This is a genomic window from Agromyces sp. GL_144, assembly GCF_057834305.1.
In genome coordinates this window covers 3,137,179-3,155,869 of record NZ_CM174399.1, presented here as the reverse complement: position 1 = coordinate 3,155,869, position 18,691 = coordinate 3,137,179, and the positions used below count along the sequence as shown (strand labels likewise).

The window sequence follows — 18,691 nt, the reverse complement described above, 5'->3', positions numbered from 1 at the left end:
GACGCACGGATGCCTCCCGCTGTCGCCTGGGCCGCGTTCGCGCTGACGCTCGCCTCGCTCGCCTGCACCGTCGTGCCCCACCGGCACGGCGGTGCGGCCGGGCTGCGGGAGCGAGCGGGTGCGGCGCTCATGGCGGTCTCGGCGGCCGACATGCTCGTGCCGGGCGTCGACCTGCTCGGGCCGGATGAGGCGGGGTCCGTCGCGTGGGGAGCGCTCCTGCTCGTCGCGGGGCTCGCGGCCCTCGCTCCGTGGCCCTGGCTCGCGGTCGGGTGCGCCCGTGCGGCGGGGTCCGCCGCACGGCCGACACGCCGCGAACGCGCCCGGCATGCGGGATCGCTCGTCGCGATGGCGGGCATGTGGTTCGCGATGGCCGGGCCGGATGCCTCGCCCTCGATCGCCGGCGGCGCTCACACGTCGCACGACGGGTTGCCGCTCGACTGGGCGGTCGTCGCCGCGATCGCGGCGCTCGCGACCGCGGCATCGCTCGCGTTCGCCCGCGCGGTGCGGGGGAGTGCCGCGCGGCCGACGAGCGTCGCGACGGGCAGCGCGGTCGTCGCGGACATGGCCGCGGCGAGGCATCCGCTCATGGCCGCGGGCATGCTGCTCATGGCCCTCGCGATGCTGCTCGGCTGACGGCATCCGCTGACGGCTGTCGGCATCCGCTGCTCGGGGCCGGCCTGCGAGCTCGGGGTCAGCGGTCGAACTTCGGCACGTCGAACCTGAGGTCCTTGACCTTGTCGAACGTCGTCGCCTTCTTGAGCGTCTCGGCCGCCTTGAGCGACTCGGCGAGCTTGAGCGTCTCGGCCTGCTTGAGCGATTCCGCGACCTTGAGCGTCTCGGCCGCCTTGAGCGACTCGGCGACCTTGAGCGTCTCGGCCTGCTGCAGCAGCTCGGTCTGCCGCAACGCCTCGGCCGCCTGCGCGCGCTCGAGCACCACGCTCTGCGTGAACTCGATCTGCAGGCGCGCGATCTCCCGCGGATCGAACGTCGGATCCGGCGTCGGCTTCACGAACTCGCCGGGCTTCACCCGGATGTCGAGGTCCTTGATGCGACGGGTCCAGCAGGCGATCACCGTCGGCAGGTCCTCGGGGTTGAACCCCTCGAACCATCCCTCGGCCTCGAAGCGCACTCCGGCCGAGCCCGAGCCGGTCTGGTCGCTCACGGTGCAGACGAGGTCGGCACCGAGCCGGATGCCGCCGGGCGAGGTCAGCCCGAGCTCGAAGGTGACCGGGTCGATCGTGTAGTCGACGCCGAACGTGGATCCGTCGAACGGCACCTGCACGGTGCCGCTCGCGCCGGCGATGGGCACGCCTCCGACCGTCCAGCGCGCGGTGGGCGCCGTCGCGGTCGGGGCGCCGACGCCGCCGAAGCCGGTCGTGCTGATCGTGAAGATCTCCAGCGTCGACGTCGCGTACGTGCCGCGCCGCACGGTGTCGCCGCACGGCGTCTGCTCGGTGGTCTCCGCGCCCACGAGCCCGAGCACGTCCTCGCTGCGGAGCCGTGAGGCGAGCTTCACCGATCGCGCGGCCGCGCCGGCCGTCACGCGCAGGTCCACCCACTCGTGCTTCGGGTCGACGCCGGCGATCGAGACGGTCAGCGGAATCCCGTCGAGCGCGACGTCGGTGTCGATCGAGTTCAGCGGCACCATGCCGCGGTACCAGACCCGAACCCCGTCGCCAGGGACATCCGTCAGCGAATGCACGACGAGGCCCTCGCGGGAGAGGTCGGGGCCGACCGGGTCGAGGCCGGCGTCCCACCCGGTCGCGGTGCGGAACTCGACGTACACGCGTCCGACGCCCGTGCCGGGCTCGCCGGCCGGGTGCAGGATGAGCAGCGTCGGCTGACGGCCGGAGCCCGTGCCCGCGACATCCGCCGATGCGCTGCGAAGTCGCAGCGAGACCGGTCCGCCCGTCGGGAAGGGCCGCTCGACGATGGAGCCCGTCATGGCGTCCGGCCACTGCTGGTGCAGATGCGCTCGGGAGACGTTCGGACCGGCCGAGCCGAAGGCGCCGGCATTGGGCCAGCCCGCGACGGCCGTGATGCTGCGCGTCGGCGACGAGTTCCACATGGGGCCGCTGCCCAGCCAACGCGAGCCGAACGACCCCGACGACATGATGTCGAACGGCGAGCCGTAGACCGCCTCGGCGATGACGGTCGCATCGTTCGGATCCCAGTCGGCGCCGTTGTTCAGCAGGCCGTAGCTGTGCTTGAAGCCGAGCACGTGCCCGACCTCGTGCGTCATGAAGGTGTGGTCGCCCGTCGCGACGGCGATCACGGCCGTGCTGAAGCCGCGTGCGGTCGTCGTTCCGGCGTCGAAGTCCTGGGTGATCGTGGCCGGCTCGCCGGCCTGCCCGGCCTTCGGGTTCGGGATCTGGCGTCGTCCGGGGTACATGACGACCACGACGCCGTCGAAGCCGGCCAGCGGGTCCCGGCCGGGGAACTTCGCGCGCAGGGCGTCGATCGCGAGTTCCGCCTGGGTGCGGCGGGAGACGTCGTCGCCGAGGCTCACGAGCACCCACGGCATGAGCGAGGAGTCGAGGAAGTCGAGGTGGCCGCGGGTGGTCTCCTCCCAGTACCGCAGCACCGAGGAGGGGCCGACCATGAAGAGGTCGAGGAAGGGGCGGTCCGCCACCGGGGGCGCGGCACTCTCGTGTCTGGCGCGGATGACGGCGAGTTTCGTGGGCTTGGTCATGCGTCGATCATTCGCCCGGCCGCATGCGGCGGAATCAGGACCAGCACTGACCGCCCGCTCGGTGGCCGTCCCGAGGCGGCGGCCCGCGACATCCGCCGGTCGTAGGCTTGAGCGCATGAGCACTGAAGCCGTCATCGTCGACGTCATCCGCACCCCGGTCGGCCGGGGCAAGCCCGGTGGCATGCTCTCGGGCGTGCACCCGGTCGACCTGCTCGCGGGCGTGCTCGACACGCTCGTGAACCGCAACGACCTCGACCCGGGGCTGGTCGACGACGTGATCGGCGGATGCGTCAGCCAGGTCGCCGAGCAGAGCTACAACGTCACCCGCAACGCGGTGCTGGCCGCGGGGTTCCCCGAGCACGTGCCAGGCACGACGATCGACCGCCAGTGCGGATCGAGCCAGCAGGCGGCGACCTTCGCGGCGCAGGCCGTGCTGGCCGGCCAGGCCGACATCGTCATCGCCTGCGGCGTCGAGTCGATGAGCCGCGTGCCGCTCGGCTCCTCGGCGCAGGGCGCCGACCCCTACGGCTCGCGCATCGCCGCGCGCTACCCCGACGGGCTCGTGAACCAGGGCGTCTCGGCCGAGCTCATCGCCGCCAAGTGGAGTCTCACCCGCGATGACCTCGACGCGTACGCCGCCCGCTCGCACGAACTCGCCGCCGCGGCCGGGCAGTCGGGCGCCTTCGCGACCGAGGTCGTGCCCGTTCCCGGCGTCGAGGGCCTCGCCGACGAGACCGTGCGGCCCGCGACATCCGCCGCCTCGCTCGCGGGGCTCAACCCGGCGTTCCGCACCGACGTGCTCGCCGAGCGGTTCCCCGAGCTCGACTGGCGCATCACGCCGGGCAACTCGTCGCCGCTGACCGACGGGGCCTCGGCCGCGCTCATCATGAGCGCCGATGCCGCGTCGAAGCTGGGGCTGACGCCGCGCGCGAGGTTCCGGTCGTTCGCCGTCGTGGGCAGCGACCCGTTGTACATGCTGACCGGCGTGATCCCGGCCACCGAGCGCGTGCTGGCACGCGCCGGTCTCGGCCACGACGACATCGACGCCTACGAGGTCAACGAGGCGTTCGCGTCCGTGCCGCTCGCCTGGCTCGCCGAGACCGGGGCCGATGCCGCGAAGCTGAACCCGCGCGGCGGCGCGATCGCCCTCGGCCACGCGCTCGGCTCGAGCGGCACGCGCCTGCTCACGACGCTCGTCAACCAGCTCGAGGCGACCGGCGGCCGCTACGGGCTGCAGACCATGTGCGAGGGCGGCGGCATGGCCAACGCCACGATCATCGAACGACTCTGACCCACCACGAGAGGACCGAATCCATGCAGCTGAACGGAACAGGCGCGATCGTCACGGGCGGCGCCTCGGGGCTCGGGCGCGGCACGGCCGCCGTGCTCGCCGCCGCCGGGGCGGAGGTCGTCATCCTCGACCTCCCAGGCTCACCCGGCGAGCAGACCGCGGCCGAGCTGTCGGCCGCATCGGTCGGCGCGGGCAGCGTGCGCTTCGCACCGGCGGATGTCACGGACGAAGCCTCGGTGCAGGCCGCGATCGACCTCGTGCAGGAGCGCGCCCCGCTCCGCGTCGCGGTGAGTTGCGCGGGCATCGCGACCGCCGGGCGCACGGTCGGCCGCGAGGGGCCGCTCGCGCTCGACGCGTTCGAGCGCACGATCCGCATCAATCTCATCGGCACGTTCAACGTCGCCAGGCTCGCGGCCGCGGCGATGGCGGCGAACGAGCCCGTCACGGCGCAGTCGCTGCCGGGCGTGCCCGAGACCGCCGAGCGCGGCGTCATCGTGAACACCGCCTCGGTCGCCGCGTTCGACGGCCAGATCGGGCAGGCCGCCTACTCTGCCTCGAAGGGCGGCGTCGCCGCGATGACCCTGCCGCTCGCCCGCGACCTCTCGAAGCTGCTCGTGCGGGTCGTCACGATCGCACCCGGCATCATGCAGACGCCCATGATGGCGGGCATGCCGGCCGAGGTGCAGGCCTCGCTCGAAGAGCAGATCCCGCACCCATCGCGCATGGGCACGCCCGCCGAGTACGCCGCCCTCGTGCGGCACATCGTCGAGAACCCGCTGCTGAACGGCGAGACGATCCGACTCGACGGCGCGATCCGCATGCAGCCGAAGTAGCGGCATCCGCTGCGTCTGCAGGTCGGCTCGAGGGGTGGATGCCGCGACGCCGGCATGACGCGTCGAGCGAGCGGATGCCGCGACATCCGCTCGCTCGAGCCGTGCCGTTCAGTCCTGCGCGGGCGCCCCCGTGCGAGCGAGGCCGAGTTCCCGCCGTCGACCGGCGCGACCCGCGTGCACCACGCCGAGGATCGCGTCGGTGAGCGCCCCGGCGACGATGCCCGCGACGAGCAGGATCGGCAGCACCTGTTGCGCGTCGGCGTCGAGGTTCGCCTCGAACAGCTCGACGAATCCGGGCGCGAATAGCTGCCCCGTGACGATCAGCCAGATCGACGGAACCGCCCAGGCGAGGTCGAGCACGACATTCGCGGCCGCGGCGGGCCAGGTCCAGTCCGCACGGAAGATCCATACGGCCATGCCCGCCTCGAGCGCGACGAGCACGAGGAAGTACGGCAGCCAGAACGACCACAGCGACGGATCGAGCACCGGCAGGATGCCGTCGGTGTCACCCCAGCGGCTCGGACCGAACTGCTGCCAGAGCAGGAGCACGACGATGACAGCGAGCCACGCGAGCGCGGAGATCAGGCCGATGCGCCGCTCGTAACGAGTGGGCTCCGAGACCGCCGGCAGGCTCGCCGGCGACCACTCGGCCTCCTCGACCTGCTCGGCGGGGGCGCGATCGATCGCGGCGAAGACCACGGTCGTGAAGAAGGCGATGTAGATGCCGGTGGTGAGCAGCACGAACCACGTGCGGCCGATGAGGCCGGGGTCGGTCTCGCCCTCGATGAACTGGGCGAGCAGGAATGCGCCGGTGACCGCGGGCACGACGCTCCACTCGACGATGGTGAGCACGCGCTTCCACGCGGCGTACCAGCGCGGGCCGATGAGCATCGGCGGGCGGTCCGCGTAGCGGGCCGCGAGCCTGGCCGGGTCGCCGAGTGCGGCCAGCGCGTCGAACTCGGCCGCCTGCGGGGTCGAGGCGCCCGAGGCGACGCGAGCCCCGATGTCGTCGCGGATGCGCTCCTCGAGTTCGCGGGCGAACTCGCGTCCGTGCCGTCGGGGCAGGCTGCGCGACGCCGCGATGACGTAGCGGTCGGTGAGCTCGGTCATGGGGGCCATCTCGTGCACCTTCCTGCCGTCGTTCATGCCGTCGCACCCGAGGTCGTCGTGGCCGTGGCCGCGGGGGCCGTGCGCCCTGCCCGATACGCCTTGACGCCGCCGTCGATGACGTCCCACGCGGATGCCGCGACCACGACGGTCACGATGATGGCGACGATGATCGGGCCGGCGTCGCCCCACGGCCACTGCATCGCCTCGAGCGCAGCCGGGTTGATGAGCTGCCCGGTGAGGAACAGCCAGAGCGCCGGCACCGTGAACGCGATGTTCAGCGCGAGGTTGGCGGCGGCGAGCCACCAGTTCCACCCCCGGGCGTAGAGCAGGATCGCGAAGAGGATCTCGGCGACGATGAGCACGAGGAAGTACGGCAGCCAGAAGCTCCAGAGCGCGGGGTCCAGGATCGGGATCGAGACGAGCGGGTCGACCCACGGGATGCCGAACTGCTGCGCCACGAGCACGACGGCGAAGAGCACGAGGAACACGAGCGACGCGATGAGCTCGCCTCGCCGCGACGACTTCGCCGGCTCCGGGAGAGCCGGGAGCATGTCGAGGGTCCAGGCCGCGTCGATGCCCCGTTGCCCCGCGGCGACGGGGTTGCGCTCGAGGATCGCGAAGACGAGCGTCGTCCAGAAGACGAGGTGCACGCCGACCGAGATGACGATGCCGATCGAGGCGCCGATGATGCCGCCGATGTTCGCCCCGTCGATGACCTGGGCGATCGTGACGCCGAGCACGGCGCACGGCAGCACGATGGCGAGCAGCAGTTTCAGCAGGCGCAGCCAGGTCAGGTAGTACTTCGGCCCGATCAGCTGCAGCGGGCGATCGACGTACTGCGCGGCGAGCACCGCCGGGTCGCCCAGCTCGGTGAGCGCCGCGCGCTCGGCATCGGCGGGCGCGACGCCCGTCTCGATCATCGCGTCGGTCGCGTCGCCGATGCGCTCGCGCAGTTCGCGGTCGAGGTCGTCGCGCTGGCTCACGGGCACGGTGCGGGCGGCGGCCCACACGTACCGGTCGGTCAGGGTGGTCATGATTCGTCTCCAGAGGTGATCGCGCCGAGGGCGTCGTCGATGCGTCGCCAGTCGGCCATGAGGGCGATCGCGAGGGCGTCGCCGGTGGGGCTCGTGCGGTAGAACTTGCGGGGGCGGGCCTCGTCGGTGTTCCACTCGCTCGTGAGCAGCCCCTGCTTCTCGAGTCGTCGAAGCAGGGGGTAGAGCGTGTTCGCGTCGACCAGGATGCCGAGGCCGTTCAGCGACTCGAGCAGGGCGTAGCCGTAGTCGGGCGTGCGCAGGCGCACCAGGCACGCGAGCACGACGGTGCCGCGGCGCAGCTCCTGCAGGTGCGCGACGGTCGTCTCGTCGGGGTTCATGCGTCACACGATACTGTGTGACTCACACTATTGCAACAGAGACTTCATGGTGCGACGGATATCACCGTGTGAGCAGGGTTCGTAATTCAGGAACGGATGCCGCGGAAATACGGTCCGACCATGTTTCCGCCGCCACGCACGCCCGCATAATCCGCTATGTTCCTGAATTCTGAAGAATGGGGCTACTGGACGGCGTGCGCTCGGGCTCGGGCTCGTGCGTCGATCACAATTCAGGACCGGATGCCGCAGGGCGGACGTGCGTTGACCATGATTCAGGACCGGATGCCGCGGAAATACGGTCCGACCATGTTTCCGGCCCGACATGCACCCGCATAATGCGGGATGTTCCTGAATTGTGAAATGGCGCTACTGGTCGGCGTGCGCCTCGAGGAACTCGTACACCTCGGCGTCGTCGACACCCGGGAACGTGCCCGACGGCAGCGGCGAGAGCACATGCGCGTGCAGGCGCGCGCTCGGCCAGGCGCGTCCGGCCCAGCGCTCGGCGAGCCCGCCCGGCGCCCGACGGCAGCAGGCCTCGTCGGGGCAGGTCGACACGGCCCGCAGCGTCGTCTCGCGCCCGCGGAACCACTTCGCCTGGGCGAACGGCACGCCGACCGAGATCGAGAACTCCGCGGCATCCGTTCGCCCGGTCTGGGTCGCGCACCAGAAGGTGCCGGCCGGGGTGTCGGTGTACTGGTAGTTCTCGGTCGTGCGGTTCGTGTGCTCGAACGCGGTGCGGGCGCTCCACTTCTTGCACACCCACTGGCCCTCGATCGAGCCGGTGACGTCGGTCGGCAGCGGCAGCCCGTCGTTCTCGTAGCCCTTGAGCAGCGCGCCGTCGCCGGCGACCCGCAGGAAGTGCACGGTCATGTCGAGATGCGAGGTGCCGAGGTTCGTGAAGCGCAGCGCCGCGGCCTCATGCGTGACGCCGAACGCGTCGCGGAAGTCCTCGATGGCGAGCCGCTTCTCTTTCTTGGCCTGCTGCAGGAAGGCGACGGATGCCTCGCGCGGCATCAGGCACGCGGCGGCGAAGTAGTTGATCTCGAGGCGCTGCCAGAGGAACTCGTCGTAGCTGGCGGGCGGCTGGTGCCCGAGCAGCCGGTGCGCCATGGCCTGCAGTGCCATCGAGCGCAGGCCGTGGCCGCCGGGGATCGACGCCGGCGGCAGGTAGATGCGCCCGTTCTCGAGGTCGGTGATCGAGCGGGTGGAATCTGGCAGGTCGTTGACGTAGATGAGCTGGAAGCCGAGCCGCTCGGCCATGACGCTCACCTCGCGGTGGGTCACGGCGCCCGTGCGGTGGCCCGCGGCGCGCACCTGGTCTTCGGCGAGCTGCTCGATGTCGGGCAGGTAATTGGCCTGGGCGCGCATGCGCTCGCGCAGGTCGGTGTTGGCGCGCCGCGCCTCCTCTGGCGTGGCGATCGCCTCGCTCGCGCGCCGCTGCAGCTCGCGATGCAGGCCGACGATGGCCTCGAGCGCCTCGTCGGAGATGCCGCGGCCCGGCCGGATCGGCGGCAGCCCGAGGCTCGCGTACAACGGACTCGTCTGCGCGCGGCCCAACTCGAGCTCGAGTGCGGCTCGGGCGCTCGGCGCCTCGGGGGAGAGCAGGTCGCCGAGCCCGATGCCGAACGCGGTCGCGAGCGCGTCGAGCGTGGAGAGCTTGGGCTCGCGCTTGCCGTTCTCGATGAGCGAGAGCTGCGAGCCGGCGAGGCCGACCGCCTCTCCGGTCTGGTCGAGCGTCATGCCGCGCTCGCCGCGGAAATGGCGGATGCGCTGACCGAGGGTCGCGAGATCGGGGGTGCCGGCCTTCATGCCTTAAGCCTATCGAAAGAAGAGCGATTCTTAACGCTCGATTTGGTCATCCAGATGTCGTGTTTCGACGCATTCTGGAAACACGAACCCATTCCGGGGCTCGCACATCGCGAGAGCCGGACCCACAGAAGGGACGACGATGACCATCTCCGAGTTCGCCGGCACCGAGGCATCCGTCGCGGCATCCGTCACCGGCACTGACGCCCGCGCCACCGATGTCGTCCCCGCGCACGGCACGACCGACCCCGACCTGCGCGCCTGGGTCGCCGAGATCGCCGCGCTCACCAAGCCCGATGCGATCGTCTGGTGCGACGGCTCGAAGCACGAGGCCGACGTGCTCACCAAGCAGATGGTCGCCGACGGCAGCCTCATCAAGCTGAACCCCGAGTGGCGTCCGAACAGCTACCTCGCGCGCACCGACCCGCGCGACGTGGCCCGGGTCGAGGACCGCACGTTCATCTGCTCCACGTACGAGGAGGACGCCGGCCCCACGAACAACTGGCGCGACCCGAAGGCCATGCGCGGCGAGCTCGACGACGTGTTCGACGGCTCGATGAAGGGGCGCACGATGTACGTCGTGCCGTTCTCGATGGGTCCGCTCGGCGGGCCGATCAGCCAGCTCGGCGTCGAGATCACCGACTCGCCCTACGTCGTGCTCTCGATGGGCATCATGACGCGCATGGGCGAGCAGGTCTACCGGCTCATCGAGGCCGGCGACCCGTGGGTGCGCACCGTGCACTCGGTCGGCCACCCGCTCGTCGACGGCGTCGGCCACCGCGTCGCCGAGGTCGACTGGCCCTGCAACGAGACGAAGTACATCGTGCAGTTCCCCGACTCGCGCGAGATCTGGTCGTACGGCTCGGGCTACGGCGGCAACGCCCTGCTCGCCAAGAAGTGCTTCGCGCTGCGCATCGCCAGCGTCATGGCGCGCGACGAGGGCTGGCTCGCCGAGCACATGCTGCTCATCAAGATCACCTCGCCCGAGGGGCGCGCCTACCACGTGGCCGCGGCGTTCCCGTCGGCGTGCGGCAAGACGAACCTCGCGATGCTGCAGCCGACGATCCCCGGATGGCGCGTCGAGACCATCGGCGACGACATCGCCTGGATGCGCCCCGGCGCCGACGGCCGCCTCTATGCGATCAACCCCGAGGCCGGCTTCTTCGGCGTCGCCCCCGGAACCGGTGCGTCGACCAACCCGACCGCGGTCGCGACGCTCTGGGGCAACACGATCTTCACGAACGTGGCCCTGCGCCCCGACGGCGACGTCTGGTGGGAGGGGCTCACCGACGATGCGCCCGCCGAGCTGACCGACTGGGAGGGCAACCCCTGGACGCCGGCATCGGGCCGCCCCGCGGCGCACCCGAACTCGCGCTTCACGGTCGCCGCCGACCAGTGCCCGCAGATCTCCGACGACTGGGACGCCCACGACGGCGTGCCCATCGACGCGATCCTCTTCGGCGGTCGTCGCGCGACGAACGTGCCGCTCGTGGCCGAGGCCCGCAGTTGGAAGCACGGCGTGTTCATGGGCGCGACCATCTCGTCCGAGAAGACGGCCGCGGCCGAGGGCACCGTCGGCGAGCTCCGCCGCGACCCGTTCGCCATGCTCCCGTTCTGCGGGTACAACATGGCCGACTACTGGAGCCACTGGGTCAAGATGGGCCGCCTGCTCGGCACGAACGCCCCGAAGATCTTCCAGGTGAACTGGTTCCGCAAGGGCGACGACGGCTCGTTCCTGTGGCCCGGGTTCGGCGAGAACTCGCGCGTGCTCGAGTGGATCGTCGGTCGCGTCGAAGGCACCGCGGAGGTCTCCGAGACGCCGATCGGCCTGCTCCCGGCATCCGGTTCACTCGATCTCGACGGGCTCGAGATCACGGATGCCGCGCTCGAGCAGCTCTTCGACGTCGACCGCGCCTCGTGGCTGGCCGAGTGCGACCTCACCGACGAGTACTTCGCGCAGTTCGGCGACCGGGTGCCGGCCGCCCTGCGCGCGGAGCTCGCAAGCCTGCGCTACCACCTGGAACACCAGGAGTAGCGCACGGGGGTCGGGCGACGCTCCAAGCCGCTCGATCCCTCGTTGGGATGCCCCGGAGGGCGCGTACGGGAATGCGCGCTCGTCCGGGGCATCCGTCTGCCTGCCGGCGCCCGCTCCGGCGCCCGTCAGCCCGCGAGCCGGTGCCGACCGAGCGGCACGACCATCGGCGTGCCGCTGCGGGGATCTGGGACGACCTCGCAGGAGAGGTCGAACACGTCCTCGATGACGGCCTGGTCGATGACGTCGCAGGGGCGCCCTTCGACCGCGATGCGCCCGTGCTTCATCGCGATGACATGGTCGGCGTACCGGCAGGCCAGGTTCAGTTCGTGCAGCACCATCACGATCGTCGTGCCGCGTTCGCGGTTCAGGTCGACGAGCAGGTCGAGCACCTCGATCTGGTGGTTGAGGTCGAGGAAGGTCGTCGGCTCGTCGAGCAGGAGCACGTCGGTCTCCTGCGCGAGGGCCATCGCGATCCAGACGCGCTGGCGCTGGCCGCCCGACAGCTCGGAGAGACGACGGCCGACGAGCTCGGTCGTACCCGTGGCCGCGAGCGCCGAGTCGACCGCGCGCTCGTCGGCGTCGTTCCAACGGCGGAACCACCCCTGGTGCGGATAGCGGCCGCGGCCGACGAGGTCGCCGACCGTGATGCCGTCGGGCGCGGCGGGCGACTGCGGCAGCAGGCCGATGAGGCGTGCCGCCGTCGAGGGCGCGAGCCGCTCGACCGGCTGCCCGTCGAGCAGCACGGCGCCCGACCTCGGGCGCAGCAGGCGCGCGACCCCGCGGAGCAGCGTCGACTTGCCCGAGGCGTTCGCGCCGATCACGGCCGTGATGCGCCCGGCCGGGATCGACGTGGTGACGCGCTCGACGACGAGGCGCTCGCCGTAGCCCAGCGAGAGATCGTCGATCTCGAGTGCGTGGTGCGGCTCGGGTCGCCTCTGCGGCTCGGGTCGTTCGTCGTGCGGCGCGGGTGGTGGGGAGGTCATCCTGCGCTCTCCTTCCGATTGCCGCTCACGATGAGCCAGACGATGTACGGTGCGCCGATGAACCCGGTCACGACGCCGGTCGAGATCGGCACGGGCATGAGGTGCTGAGCGGCGAGGTCGGAGACCTGCACGACCAGCGCGCCGACGAGGCCCGCCGCGATCAGGCTCTGCCCGCCGCGTCCGAGCACCGCGGCGGCGATGGGGCCGGCCATGAGCGCGACGAACGCGATGGGGCCCGCCGCGGCGGTCGCGAGCGCGACGAGCACGGTGCCGACCGCCATGACGACGAACCGGTCGGGTCCGAGCCGGGATCCGAGCGATCTCGCGGTGTCGCCGCCGAGCTCGAGCGCGTGCAGAAGACGCGCGACGAGGGGAGCCGCGGGCACGAAGAGCGCGATCGCGATGGCGAGGGCGGCGAGGTCGGAGCCGTCGGCCATGCCGACCGATCCGATGAGCCAGGTGGTCGCCTCGCGGGCGTCGGTCACCTCGGCGCGGGAGAGGAGCCAGGTCGTCACCGAGGTCATCATCGCGGCGATGCCGATGCCCACGAGGATGAACCGGTAGCCGCTGAGCCCGCCCTTGGCGGCCAGCAGCATCATCGCGGCGGCCGTGACGAGCGCGCCGACGACCGACAGGATCGACAGCGTCGGCCCGGACACGCCCCACAGCACGATGCCGGCGACGGCCGCACCACTCGCGCCAGACGAGACGCCGAGGAAGTCGGGCGAGGCGAGCGGGTTTCCGAGCACGCGCTGGAACATCGTTCCGGAGAGCCCGAGCGCGATGCCCACGAGCACCGCGGCGGTCGCGCGCGGGAGGCGGAGCTCCTGCACGATGAACGTCGCCGATCCGTCTTCGCCGATGCCGAGTGCTCCCGAGACCACCTGCCATGGGCTGAGCACGAAGCTGCCGAGCATCATCGACACGACGAACAGCAGGGCGACGAGCACGCCGAGCAGGGTGCACGTCCACACCACCCGGCGGCGGCGCGAGCGCCGATCGCGGCCCCATGCGCCGCCACCGGCGTCGGTGCCTGGCGTCGGCATGGGGGCGGCCTCCTCGAGGTGCGTCGTCGAGGTCACAGTTCCACCACCCGGCGCAGGCGCACGAGCGCGACGAAGACCGGTGCGCCGACGACACCGAGCACGACGCCCACGGCGACCTCGCCGGGGCCGGCGACGAGACGACCGAGGAGGTCGCAGGCGAGCAGCACGATCGGGCCGAGGACGAGCGAGTAGACGAGGATCCAGCGATAGTCGGGCCCGCAGATGAGACGCGCGAGGTGGGGGACCATGAGGCCGAGGAACACGATCGGCCCGCAGGCCGCCGTCGCGACGCCGCAGAGCACGGTCACGACGACGAAGACGAGGGCCCGCGTGCGTCCGACGCGCATGCCGAGCGCGTGGGCGAGATCGTCGCCCATCGCGAGCGTGTTGAGGGCCCGACCGAGTGCGAGGGCCGCGAGGATGCCGACGGCGAAGAACGGCGCGAGCTGCAGGAGCACCGGCCAGTACCGACCGGCGAGCGCGCCGACCTGCCAGACGCGCAGCTCATTCAGCGCGTCGATGTTCGAGAGCACGAGGGCGGAGGTCACCGACGTGAAGCAGGCGGTCACCGCGGCGCCCGCGAGTGCGAGCTTGACCGGGGTCGCCCCGTCGCGCCCGACGGCGGCGATCGCGTAGACGAGCACGGTCGCGACGCCCGCGCCGAGGAACGCGAACCAGACGTACGACGACGCCGCGGCCTGCGTGCCGGACAGGACGACCGCGACGACGATCGCCGCGGCGGCCCCCGCGTTGATGCCCATGACGCCGGGATCCGCGAGGGGATTGCGGGCGACGCCCTGCAGGAGCACGCCGCCCAGTGCGAGCGCGGCTCCGGCCGCGATGCCGAGCAGCGTGCGCGGCACGCGCATCTCGCGGATCACCGTGAGGTCGGTCGACCCTGGGCCGTCGCCGAAGAGCTGGGAGAACACGTCGAGGCCGATCGACCGGGAGCCGAGCACGACGCTCGCCGCGCTCAGCACGGCGAGCCCGAGCAGCGCCGCGACGAGGCCGCCGACCAGGCCCGCTCGCCGGACGCCCGTCGCGCGCGCCCGGCCGGCGTCGAGCGTCGTCGTCACTCGGAGCCGACGTTCTCGTCTGCCCCCTCGATCACGTCGGCGAGGCGGTCGAGCTCTGCGGCGTAGTCCGAGTAGGTGTGCAGCCAGTAGGCCGGCCAGGTCGTCGTCGCGCCGGCCGCGAAGGCGGCGATGTCCTTCGCGATCGGCTGCGCCGCGAGGGTCTCGAGGCCACCCGGGTGGTTGCGGTCGTCGAAGAGCAGGAGGTCGGGCTGGTAGGTGTCGGCGTTCTCGAAGCTCAGCGACTGCCAGTACGGGAAGTCGGGGTCGGGGGTCTCGGGCACGATCACGTCGAGGCCCCATCGCTGGAAGTCGAGCAGCTCGGGAGCGTACTCGGGCACGGCGACCGCGTAGGTCGTGTCGTAGGGGCTGATCGCGAGTGCGGTGAGCCCCGGCTTGGCTGCGGTCGCCGCTTCGAAGCGGTCGACGGATGCCTCGAACTCGGCCTGCGCCTCGTCGATGACCTCGGGGTCGGCACCGAGCGATTCGGCGAGATCGGCGTACCCCTCGATGAGGCCGACGATGGAGTCGCCCTGCGAGGAGCCGACGACGGGCGCGAGATCGCCGAGCTTCTTGCTCGCCTCCTCGACCCCGCCCTCGAGGCCGCTGTAGGCCTCTTCGGCGGGCCACCAGTCGCCGACGATCAGGTCGGGTGCGAGCGACGCGGCCTGCTCGACGTCGATCTTGCCCCACTCCTCGCCGAGGATCTCGATGCCGTCGAAGTCGGCGCCCTGGAGCCCGACGTCTGCGCTGATCGGACCGTCGGCGTAGATGCCGACGGGGGTGATGCCGAATTCCATCAGCGCCTTGGCGGCGTACGCGTGCGCGATGATGCGGGTGGGAACGGCATCGGCCGTGTACGTCTCGCCGTCACCGGACACGTACGACCAGGCTTCGTCGCCGCCGCTTCCGCCGCCTTCGGCGGTCGCGCCGGCGGCGCAGCCGGTGAGGAGGATCGTGCCTGCTGCGATGGCGGCGAGGGAGGGAAGACGGCGTCGGCGCATGGGGGAACCCTTCGGAATTCGGTGAGGTTAGCCTTAGCTTACTCATGCCGATGCTCCGTGTGACGTTCGCATGCGGGTCGACGGGCGCGCCCGCGGGCGCGCGGCCGAGGGCAGGGCCGGCCCGCGGCATCCGCTCGCTCAGACGGGTGCGACGGGCGCGCTCAGACGAGCAGCTGGTGCTCGGCGAGCTCCCGGTACAGCGGCACGGATGCCACGAGCTCGGCGTGCGTGCCCTCGCCGATGACGCGCCCGTCGTCGAGCACGACGATGCGGTCGGAGTCGATGACGGTCGAGAGGCGGTGCGCGATGACGATGAGCGTGCGCCCGGCGGAGACCTGGTCGATCGCCTCGCGCATCATGCGCTCGTTGACGCCGTCGAGCGAGGAGGTCGACTCGTCGAGCAGCAGGATCGGCGGTGCCGCGAGCAGCGCCCGAGCGATGGCGAGGCGCTGGCGCTCGCCGCCCGAGAGCATGATGCCGTCGTCGCCGACGGCTGCCGAGAGCCCGGCGGGGTCGCGATCGAGCACCGCGCCGAGGTTCACGGCGCGCAGCACGTGCTCGCACTCCTCGTCGGTGGCGTCGGGGCTGCCGAGCAGGAGGTTCTCGCGCAGGGTTCCGGCGAGCACGGGGGCGTCCTGCTCGACGTAGCCGATCTGCGCGCGCAGCTCGGTGCGGTCGAGCGAGCGCAGGTCGAGGCCGCCCATGCGCACCGCGCCGACCGAGGGGTCGTAGAAGCGCTCGATGAGGGCGAGGATCGTCGACTTGCCCGCGCCCGAGGGGCCGACGAGGGCGACGCGCTGCCCGCGCGGCACCTCGAACGAGACCCCGCGCAGCACCGGCTGCCGATCGGTGACCGAGGGCTCGGGCAGGTGCTCGTCGGCCGAGTCGTTGTCGGGGTCGGCGGGGTCGCTGCGCGTGGCCGCGTACGCGAAGTGCACGTCGTCGAGCGAGATCGCCGCGGCCTCGGGCATGACGCCCGCGTTCGCGTCGCCGACCATGAGCGCGAGCGGCGCGAGGTCGCGGTCGTGCTCGTCTTCATCGGGCAGGTCGAGGATCTCCTGGATGCGGCCGAGGGCGCCGAGCGCCTGGTTGACCGAGGTGATCGCGCCGAAGAACAGGCCGAGCGGCATGATCATCATGAACAGGAAGAGGATGAACGCCACGAGGTTCGCGACCGTGATGGCGCCGGATGCCACGCGGAAACCGCCCACGCCGAGCACGACGAGGAACGAGACCTGCATGGCGATGCCCGCGACCGGCACGATGAGCGCCGAGATCTTCGCGACGTTGACGCCCATCTGCCAGGCGCCCTCGGCCTCGCCGTCGATGGTGCGCGTCTCGCGCTCGGTCGCCCCGGCGGCGCGGATCGTGCGCACGGCGCCGATGGCGCGCTCGACGGAGGCCGCGACGTCGCCGACCTTCTCCTGCGCGGCCTGCGAGGCGCTGCGCACGCGCTGCGAGAGCAGCACGACGGTGACGACGGCCACGGCGATCACGAGCACGGTGAGCCCGAGCAGCACGGGGTCGATGACGAGCATGGCGATGAGCGCGCCGATGAACGTGACCGTGCCGCCGATGGCCTCGACGAGGCCCTGCGTGAGCACGGCGCGGAGCATCGTGGTGTCGCTGCCGACCCGCGACACGAGGTCGCCGGTGCGGCGCGTGTCGAACTCGGAGATGGGCAGGTGCAGGAGCTTGGCGACGAGGCGCTTGCGGCTGGAGAGCACGATGCCCTCGCCGGTGCGCTGCAGCAGGTAGTGCTGGTACCCCGAGATCACGCCGCTCACGATGACGAGCACGATGAGCGCCCAGACGATCCAGCCGAGCGGCTCGGCGGCCTCGACCGTCGTGATGACCTGGCTGACGAGCAGCGGTTGGGCGAGGCTCGTGAGCGCGCCGACGATCGACAGCGCGGCCACCCAGATCAGCACCGGGCGGTGCTCGAAGATGAACGGCAGCAGCTGCGAGAACGACGCACGGGGTCCGTCGGTCTTCACGGGGCGTGAGAAGGGGCTGCGTCGAGGAGTGGCGCCGGCGGTGCCGGCGGTGCGGTTCTGCGTCTGGCTCATCGTCTCTTCCTGGGCGGTGCGGCGGCCGTCGTTCCGACCGGGTCCCGCGTGCGCCCCGAACAGCCTACGTCGCTCAGCTGCGACCGTACTTCTTGTGCACCGCCTGCTTGGAGACCTCGAGCGCGAGGGCGATGAGCTGCCAGCTCGAGCCCGCGGCGCGCGCCCGCCGCACGGCGATGGCCTCGGCGCGGTCGAGCTCGCGGTTCACCTCGAGGCGCGCATGGTGCAGGTCGCGGAGCGCCCGATACGGGTCGTCGCCGTCGGCCGCGGCGATCGCGGTGCGGAGGGTCGTGTCGTCCATGTCGTCAACCGTAATTGACGCGCGCCGCGACGTCAACTCAGATTGACGAAGCGGGCGCGCACACGCGGCACCCACGTCGCGTGACGACCTTTCGTCGCGTGATGACGTTTGGCGCGGCCCGTCGAAGCGCCGTCGGCCGGGAAAAGGTCGTCACGAGTCGCCCGGGCCGGCCGTGGCGGCCGCGTGCGCCCCCGGATTCCTCAGCACGGATGCCGCGGAGCGATGCCCGGCGAGGCACGCCGCCTCCGCGTCCCCACCGCGCAGGCTCGCCGCGAGGTACCCGGCCGCGAACGCGTCGCCCGCGCCGGTGAGATCGCGGATGCCCGTGACGGGCGCCACGTCGACGCGCGCCGCGAGCGCGCCGTCGACGATGACATCGGTGGGCAGTGCGCCGTGCTTGATCACGACGGTCGGGGCGACGGATGCCGCGACCCGGCCGCCGCCCGTCAGCCCGAGCAGCGCCGCCTCGTCTTCGTTGGCGAAGAGCACGTCGGGCCGGATGCCGCGCATGAGGTCGAGGGCGAACCCGACGCCGAGCCCCTCGAGGAGCCCGGTCGACGAGGCGTCGATCGAGACGCGGGCGCCGTTCGCGCGGCCGAGCGCCGCGAGTCGGGCGAGTTCGCCGCGCATGGGCTCGCGCTCGAACCCGTAGGCGGGCAGGTGCAGCAGGCCGACGCCGTCGAGCCACGCGGCATCCGTCGCCTCGAGTTCGGCGGAGGCGCCGCGGTCGGGATACATCGTGCGTTCGCCGTCGACGTCGACGAGCAGCACGACCGTGCCCGTGCGCCCGGAGTGCTGGGTGCGCACGTCGACCCCGGCGGAGGCGAGCGCGTCGACGAGCGCATCGCCCGCGGCATCCGCTCCGACCCGGCCGATGAAGCGCGTGGGAACCAGCCCGGCCGCGAGCGCCGCGACGTTCGCCGCGCTGCCGCCCCTGGCGCGGAACACCCGCGCGGCCGTGTCGGTGGCCCGGTGCACGGGCTCGCTCGCCCAGACCACGACGTCTTCGACGAGGTCGCCGGCCACGGCGAGCACGCCGGCGCCCGTCGTCCCGGCAGGGCCCGCCGCAACAGGGC

Annotated in this window: 16 protein-coding genes; 4 read left to right on the top strand and 12 right to left on the bottom strand. The window is 71.9% G+C overall.

The genetic code is table 11. The features are described 5' to 3' along the window. Positions 1–9: 9 nt before the first annotated feature. Positions 10–633 carry a hypothetical protein gene (locus AC3IPY_RS14395; RefSeq protein WP_489184963.1) on the top strand — a complete coding sequence of 208 codons (624 nt, stop codon included), beginning with the start codon at positions 10–12 and terminating at the stop codon, positions 631–633. A 58-nt stretch (positions 634–691) separates the two neighbouring features. Here the strand turns inward: AC3IPY_RS14395 and AC3IPY_RS14390 are convergent, their stop codons facing one another. Then, positions 692–2,692, bottom strand: coding sequence for a hypothetical protein (locus AC3IPY_RS14390; RefSeq protein ID WP_489184962.1), 2,001 nt, complete (start codon positions 2,690–2,692; stop codon positions 692–694). 115 nt (positions 2,693–2,807) lie between these two features. Here AC3IPY_RS14390 and AC3IPY_RS14385 point away from each other — a divergent pair, with 115 nt between their 5' ends. Further along, positions 2,808–3,983, top strand: a complete 1,176-nt coding sequence (locus tag AC3IPY_RS14385; protein WP_489184961.1) for a thiolase family protein — start codon at positions 2,808–2,810, stop codon at positions 3,981–3,983. A 23-nt stretch (positions 3,984–4,006) separates the two neighbouring features. Then, positions 4,007–4,816, top strand: a complete 810-nt coding sequence (locus tag AC3IPY_RS14380; protein ID WP_489184960.1) for an SDR family NAD(P)-dependent oxidoreductase — start codon at positions 4,007–4,009, stop codon at positions 4,814–4,816. A 108-nt stretch (positions 4,817–4,924) separates the two neighbouring features. Here AC3IPY_RS14380 and AC3IPY_RS14375 read toward each other — a convergent pair whose 3' ends face one another. From AC3IPY_RS14375 to AC3IPY_RS14360, 4 genes are all read right to left on the bottom strand, one after another. After that, positions 4,925–5,962 (bottom strand): hypothetical protein, encoded by a 1,038-nt coding sequence (locus tag AC3IPY_RS14375; RefSeq protein ID WP_489184959.1) that lies wholly within the window; start codon positions 5,960–5,962, stop codon positions 4,925–4,927. Then, a complete protein-coding gene (locus AC3IPY_RS14370; RefSeq protein WP_489184958.1) occupies positions 5,959–6,960 on the bottom strand; it encodes a permease prefix domain 1-containing protein in 1,002 nt (333 codons plus the stop codon). The genes AC3IPY_RS14375 and AC3IPY_RS14370 overlap by 4 nt, the downstream gene beginning before the upstream one ends. Then, complete coding sequence (locus AC3IPY_RS14365) at positions 6,957–7,298, bottom strand: PadR family transcriptional regulator (RefSeq protein ID WP_489184957.1); 342 nt, start codon at positions 7,296–7,298, stop codon at positions 6,957–6,959. Before AC3IPY_RS14365 ends, AC3IPY_RS14370 begins: the two co-directional genes overlap by 4 nt. A gap of 366 nt (positions 7,299–7,664) precedes the next feature. Then, positions 7,665–9,107, bottom strand: coding sequence for a helix-turn-helix domain-containing protein (locus tag AC3IPY_RS14360; RefSeq protein ID WP_489184956.1), 1,443 nt, complete (start codon positions 9,105–9,107; stop codon positions 7,665–7,667). 139 nt (positions 9,108–9,246) lie between these two features. On the opposite strand from AC3IPY_RS14360, the gene AC3IPY_RS14355 reads away from it, so the two are divergent. Beyond that, positions 9,247–11,139, top strand: coding sequence for a phosphoenolpyruvate carboxykinase (GTP) (locus AC3IPY_RS14355; RefSeq protein ID WP_489184955.1), 1,893 nt, complete (start codon positions 9,247–9,249; stop codon positions 11,137–11,139). A 125-nt stretch (positions 11,140–11,264) separates the two neighbouring features. Here the strand turns inward: AC3IPY_RS14355 and AC3IPY_RS14350 are convergent, their stop codons facing one another. The 7 genes from AC3IPY_RS14350 to AC3IPY_RS14320 form a co-directional block, all read right to left on the bottom strand. Then, on the bottom strand, positions 11,265–12,122 hold the full coding sequence (locus AC3IPY_RS14350) for an ABC transporter ATP-binding protein (RefSeq protein WP_489184954.1): 858 nt from the start codon (positions 12,120–12,122) through the stop codon (positions 11,265–11,267). Further along, positions 12,119–13,168 carry a FecCD family ABC transporter permease gene (locus tag AC3IPY_RS14345; protein WP_489184953.1) on the bottom strand — a complete coding sequence of 350 codons (1,050 nt, stop codon included), beginning with the start codon at positions 13,166–13,168 and terminating at the stop codon, positions 12,119–12,121. The genes AC3IPY_RS14350 and AC3IPY_RS14345 overlap by 4 nt, the downstream gene beginning before the upstream one ends. Before the next feature lie 32 nt (positions 13,169–13,200). Next, on the bottom strand, positions 13,201–14,244 hold the full coding sequence (locus AC3IPY_RS14340; RefSeq protein ID WP_489184952.1) for a FecCD family ABC transporter permease: 1,044 nt from the start codon (positions 14,242–14,244) through the stop codon (positions 13,201–13,203). Continuing rightward, positions 14,241–15,245 carry an ABC transporter substrate-binding protein gene (locus AC3IPY_RS14335; protein WP_489184951.1) on the bottom strand — a complete coding sequence of 335 codons (1,005 nt, stop codon included), beginning with the start codon at positions 15,243–15,245 and terminating at the stop codon, positions 14,241–14,243. The genes AC3IPY_RS14340 and AC3IPY_RS14335 overlap by 4 nt, the downstream gene beginning before the upstream one ends. A 161-nt stretch (positions 15,246–15,406) precedes the next feature. Then, on the bottom strand, positions 15,407–17,314 hold the full coding sequence (locus tag AC3IPY_RS14330) for an ABC transporter ATP-binding protein (RefSeq protein ID WP_489184950.1): 1,908 nt from the start codon (positions 17,312–17,314) through the stop codon (positions 15,407–15,409). A gap of 73 nt (positions 17,315–17,387) precedes the next feature. After that, positions 17,388–17,615, bottom strand: coding sequence for a hypothetical protein (locus AC3IPY_RS14325; protein ID WP_489184949.1), 228 nt, complete (start codon positions 17,613–17,615; stop codon positions 17,388–17,390). A gap of 150 nt (positions 17,616–17,765) precedes the next feature. Beyond that, entirely contained in the window at positions 17,766–18,650 is an 885-nt protein-coding gene (locus tag AC3IPY_RS14320) for a carbohydrate kinase family protein (RefSeq protein ID WP_489184948.1), read from the bottom strand. Between the last annotated feature and the right edge of the window lie 41 nt (positions 18,651–18,691).